Source organism: Vibrio sp. Vb0667 (assembly GCF_033391095.1).
In genome coordinates, this window is record NZ_JAWPOL010000334.1 from 1 (window position 1) to 1,109 (window position 1,109).

General features: G+C 45.4%; 2 protein-coding genes. One reads left to right on the forward strand and one right to left on the reverse strand.

Annotation, left to right across the window (positions count from 1 at the left end; translation table 11 throughout):
* The coding region (locus tag R8269_RS25685; RefSeq protein ID WP_318222971.1) for a sugar phosphate nucleotidyltransferase at positions 1–685 on the forward strand (685 nt) is incomplete at its 5' end.
* A gap of 108 nt (positions 686–793) precedes the next feature.
* On the opposite strand, the gene R8269_RS25690 is transcribed toward R8269_RS25685, so the two are convergent.
* Positions 794–1,109 (reverse strand): cellulose-binding domain-containing protein (locus R8269_RS25690; RefSeq protein WP_318222972.1); only part of this gene is annotated, 316 nt, incomplete at its 5' end.

Genomic DNA, 1,109 nt, shown 5'->3' on the forward strand with positions numbered 1-1,109 from the left:
GAAGCCTGAAAACCCACCTACTCTCCCAGACGATAAAACCAAGAGCCTTGCATCAATGGGGATCTACATCTTTGATATGGATGTGCTCAAAGAAGCGCTGACCGAAGATGCGAAACTGGAAACGTCTAGCCATGACTTTGGCAACGACATTATTCCAAAATTGATCGACACCGAATCGGTTTACGCTTACAAGTTTTGTGGCAGCAAAGGTCGTGTCGATAAAGATTGTTACTGGCGTGATGTCGGGACAATTGACTCCTTCTATGAAGCAAATATGGATTTATTGGAACCAGTACCTCCGATGAACCTTTATCAATCTAACTGGGCTATCCGCACTTACGAACCTCAATTTCCACCAGCGAGAACCGTCTCTTCTGCAACAGGAAACGAAGGTATTTTCATCAACTCGATCATAGCTACCGGTGTTATCAACTCAGGCGGCTCAGTCCAGCACTCGATCATTTCATCAAATGTGCGCATTCAAGACAGCGCGACCGTTGTGGATTCCATCATTTTTGATGATGTAGAAGTCGGTGAAGGCAGCCAACTGGTGAATTGCATCGTCGATAAACACGTTCGCATACCACCGAATACACAAATCGGCATCAATAAGGTTGAAGACGCCAAACGCTTCAAAATCTCAGAAAAAGGCATTGTTGTTATACCGGAGAGCTACCAGTTCTGAAAGGCCTCAATTCAAATGACAACATGAACGAAAAAGCGCACGATAATTACCGTGCGCTTTTGTTTAAGTACCTATGAAAGTTAGGTAATAACAGTTAATCAATAATGATTAGATGTTACATACTGTAGCCCAGCTACCGTCGCTACCTGGTTCAGAAGCCGTCCACCAGTTTGCTTGGTAAACCACACCATTGTGGATGACTTTGTCACCTTGGTTTGCGTGGCTTGGGTTACCTGCCCAGTCAGTTTGTGGCAGATTTGGGTATGTTACCAAACCAGCAGTGTCACAAGAACCTGGTTCAGTTGTACCGCCACCGCCAGTACCCGCGTTTAGGTCTCCGATTGGTAGATCTGGTTGCTCAAACTTGAACGCAAATTCTTTACCACCAGAAATCACTGGGTAGTTCGCAGGACCAGAGATTGGT